Origin of the sequence: Carnobacterium sp., assembly GCF_032094055.1 — a bacterium.
Lineage (GTDB): Bacteria > Bacillota > Bacilli > Lactobacillales > Carnobacteriaceae > Carnobacterium_A.
Window position 1 is genome coordinate 1188 of record NZ_DAMDAK010000122.1, and the last position, 3974, is coordinate 5161.

The window sequence follows — 3974 nt, forward strand, 5'->3', positions numbered from 1 at the left end:
GGCTAACAATATAATCTTCAACTGCATGCATACCTGAAATCTGAAAAGCAATACCATCTTTGTAAGGCCGAATAACGCGCAATATTCTTGTCAGGTCAAATGTACCGTAATTGACACCAGTAAAGTAAGCATCGCGCAATAGATAATCCATCCGATCGGCATCGATTTGGCTGGAAATCAATTGGACGACTTGTGGGTGTGGGTAGGTTTTTTGAATGACACTCGCTACTTTCTCAGGAAAATCAACTGCAATACTGGCTAAAATCTGATGAACTTCTGTTTGCGGAGACATAATAATCTCCACGGTAATAGCTTCATGATCTGTTTTAAAAATACGTTCGAAAGTATGAGAGTAAGGCCCGTGTCCAATATCGTGCAATAAAGCAGCACACAAGACGACTAAGCGTTCTGAATCGTCCCAGCCCCCATCTCCGGGAGTTTTTTCAGGGAAATTACGAGCAAAGTTATCACAAATCCGCCGAGCGATTTCATAAACGCCTAATGAATGTGTAAAGCGGGTATGTTCAGCTCCGTGAAAAGTAGAAGTGCCTAATTGTTTGATCCGGCGTAAACGCTGAAACTCGCGAGTGCCGATCAGATCCAAAATGACTTGATGCTGGACATGGATATAGTCATGGACTGGGTCACGAAAAACCTGTTCGATTGGTAATAACTGATCAGCATCTTCTTTAAATATCATGTAAGCAGCTCCTTTTCCACATCGTCTTTTAGCATTTGCAGATTTCGGCGAATCATTTTTTCTTTGCTTTCTTCGTAAACGGTTAAAATGTCTGGTGTATAGGTGCCGGGAACGACCAAACAATGGCGGTCTTGTAAGGTTTGAATGATTTTTTCTTGTACTTCAGCAACGGTTAAAGGAGCTCCGAGCAGTTCTTCTAACGTCGCCATCACAGTCGGGTCGATGGACGGAAAACGCCATTTAACAGTTTCGCCTTGTAATCCGGCTGTATAAAATTCCTGCAGCATGCGAGCTCGTCGCTTCTGATCGCCATTGACACTTAGGTAAATCATAATAGCCACGCCGTTTTTTAGTCGGCGCTGTGCAATTCCAGCGAATTTCTTGCCGTTAATACTCAAATCAAAATCGCCTGGACAGTAGGAGTCAGGAATTTTGTAAGCCTCAATCGTTTGATCGTATTCTTTGAAAACATCTTGTATCAAGCGGAACATGTAGTCGTAACCTTCATCGATACTGATACGATCATCTGGTTCTTCAGGAAAAACAAGAGAAAAATTCAATACTCCAGCGTCTCCTACCACTGCTAATCCTCCCGAATTGCGAACGATGTAATCTTGTCCATAAGATTGAATAACGTTTATACCATTTGAGAAATAGGGGAGTTTAGTATCCATCATCCCTAGGATCACCAAATTTTGCGTTGGCCAAAAATGCAAAGCAGCGGGCTGTTGTTGTTTTCCGATATGAGTCATCAGGCTATCAGCTAAAGCAAAATGAGAAATGGTTTGGTTTTTAAAAGGCATTGTTGTTGCCTCATATAATTCATAAGTTTGGTTAGTTAAAAAGTCTTTTTTAGCGATCGAAGACATAAATCTACTTCCTTTATCAAGAGTCGTATTCGTTCATATCCTTATTATAGCAAATTTACAGAAAATTTTCAGAAAGACTCTTGCGAAGAGTCGGGTTTGAGCGGAAAGAAATGGTTTAGGACTCTATCTAATTTGAAATTACAGCCATAAGGTCCATAAATTCATGATACAGACCTTAAGTGGGTAGAAAAATAAGGATAAGGTATTTAAACTCCTTTTATGTACCGTAAGTAGTCTGGATATCTACTCATATGGTCCTTAACTGCCATTCGATTCGAAACTGGAACGTTCTTGTTTTTCTGGTCAGGAACAATTGACCCGCTTGCTTTAAAAGGGCTATACTAAGACACAATAAGAACGCTAAATAAGAATTGGAAGGAGAGCTGGAAAAAATGAAGCGAGGCTTGCCTAATCGTGCTGGTTTAGAACAGGAAGATTTCGAAAAAATATACCGGACAATGTGGGAAATCCGCTATTTTGATGAACAAGTAGAAGAGTTGTTTGCAGCTGGAAAGATACATGGCACGACTCATTTATCCATCGGTCAAGAAGCGACTGCTGCTGGCAGCGGGTATTTATTGAAACCGACTGATTACATCACCACCACTCACCGAGGACACGGCAACACGATTGCTAAAGGAACCGATATGGCAGCTATGATGGGCGAGTTATTTGGAAAAAAAGGCGGAACCAATCAAGGAAAAGGTGGCAGCATGCACATTGCGGACAATAAAAATGGGAATTTAGGATCGAATGGAATTGTTGGCGGCGGCTACCCGATTGCTGTGGGGGCCGCTTTAACAGCTCATATGCAGAAAACCGATCATGTTGTAGTGTGTTATGCAGGAGACGGTTCGACCAATGAAGGAAGTTTTCATGAAGCGCTAAACTTAGCGGCCATTTGGCAATTGCCAGTTATTTTTTTCATTGAAAACAACCAATATGGCATGAGCAGTGCGATTCATCAGATGACAGCTATTTCTCATTTATCCAAACGGGCGGAAAGCTATGGGTTTGAAGGGAAAACAATTGACGGCAATAATTGGCTTGAAGTTATAGACGCCACTCATGGGGCAATTGAAAAAGCCCGAAAAGGCGAAGGACCGACATTGATAGAAGCGATGACCTATCGTTTTAGGGGCCATTCGAAGTCAGACCAGCGTGAATACCGGACAAAAGAAGAAGAAACTGCTTGGTATGCAAAAGACCCGATTATAGTGGCGGAGCAGCAATTACTAGCTGCAAATTTGGCAACCCAACCAGACTTGAATAAATGGAAACAAGAAAGTTTGTTGAAAGTACAACAAGCAATCCAAATTGCTGAGCAAATGGAAGATGCCTCACTGGCAGATTTAGAAACAAATGTATACGCCGATGAGGAGGAGTAAAATGCGGGAACTCACTTATTTAGCAGCCATCACCGAAGCTTTGGATGAAGCGTTGGCTGAAGATGAACGTGTTTTTTTAATGGGAGAAGATATTGCTTTATACGGCGGCGGATTTGGTGCAACTAAAGGCTTGTTCAATAAGTATGGAGCGGAACGAATTCGCAATACACCTATTTCAGAAAGTGCGTTAGCAGGGGCAGCAGTAGGGGCAGCGATGACAGGGATGCGGCCCATCATTGAAATCCAATTTTCTGATTTTATTACGATCGCAATGGACCAACTAGTCAATCAAGCGGCCAAGATCCATTATATGTATGGCGGGAAAGTTTCTGTTCCTTTAGTGATGCGTACGGCAGCCGGATCAGGAACGGGACATGCTGCTCAACACTCACAGAGTCTGGAAAACTGGACGGCTCATATTCCAGGACTAAAAGTAGTCCAACCTTCCACACCTTACGATGCAAAAGGATTACTGCATGCAGCGATTGAAGACAATAATCCCGTCATGTTTTACGAGCATAAATTAAGTTACCAGCTAATGGGAGATGTACCAGCAGAAAAATATGTTATTCCTTTAGGAGTAGCAGATGTGAAGCGTTCAGGACAAGACATTACAGTGGTCGCAACTGGTATAATGGTGCAAAAAAGCTTAGCTGCGGCAGAACAGCTGGCAGCAGAGGGGATTTCTTTGGAAGTAGTCGATCCGCGGACACTTGTTCCACTAGATACTAAAACAATTCTAGCCTCTGTTCAAAAGACAGGACGTTTATTGATTGTGCATGAAGCAGTGAAACGCAGTGGATTTGGCGGGGAAATTGCCAGCATCGTAGCAGAAAGTTCAGCTTTCTATGCATTGAAAAAACCGATTCAACGATTAGGCGGAAAAGCCATTCCCATGCCGTATCAAAAGGAATTAGAGCATCAGGCCATTCCTCAAGTAGAAGATATTTTGATTGCAGCTCATCAGTTGATGAAATAAAAAAAGAACGAAGATAGAGAAAAGTTCAGACAAAAAAA

4 protein-coding genes are annotated in these 3974 nt (G+C 42.2%); 2 read left to right on the top strand and 2 right to left on the bottom strand.

Going from position 1 to position 3974, the window contains the following annotated elements; translation table 11 throughout:
- Both RT405_RS12915 and RT405_RS12920 read right to left on the bottom strand, forming a co-directional pair.
- Window positions 1–700 (bottom strand): HD domain-containing protein (locus RT405_RS12915; RefSeq protein ID WP_313470216.1); only part of this gene is annotated, 700 nt, incomplete at its 3' end.
- On the bottom strand, window positions 697–1569 hold the full coding sequence (locus RT405_RS12920; RefSeq protein ID WP_313470218.1) for a lipoate--protein ligase family protein: 873 nt from the start codon (window positions 1567–1569) through the stop codon (window positions 697–699). The genes RT405_RS12920 and RT405_RS12915, both read right to left, overlap by 4 nt.
- A 392-nt stretch (window positions 1570–1961) precedes the next feature.
- Here RT405_RS12920 and RT405_RS12925 point away from each other — a divergent pair, with 392 nt between their 5' ends.
- Together RT405_RS12925 and RT405_RS12930 are read left to right on the top strand one after the other, a co-directional pair.
- The gene (locus tag RT405_RS12925; protein ID WP_313470220.1) at window positions 1962–2957 is read left to right on the top strand and encodes a thiamine pyrophosphate-dependent dehydrogenase E1 component subunit alpha; all 996 of its coding nucleotides are present in this window, start codon (window positions 1962–1964) and stop codon (window positions 2955–2957) included.
- A gap of 1 nt (window position 2958) precedes the next feature.
- Window positions 2959–3936 carry an alpha-ketoacid dehydrogenase subunit beta gene (locus RT405_RS12930; RefSeq protein ID WP_313470223.1) on the top strand — a complete coding sequence of 326 codons (978 nt, stop codon included), beginning with the start codon at window positions 2959–2961 and terminating at the stop codon, window positions 3934–3936.
- Window positions 3937–3974 lie beyond the last annotated feature (38 nt).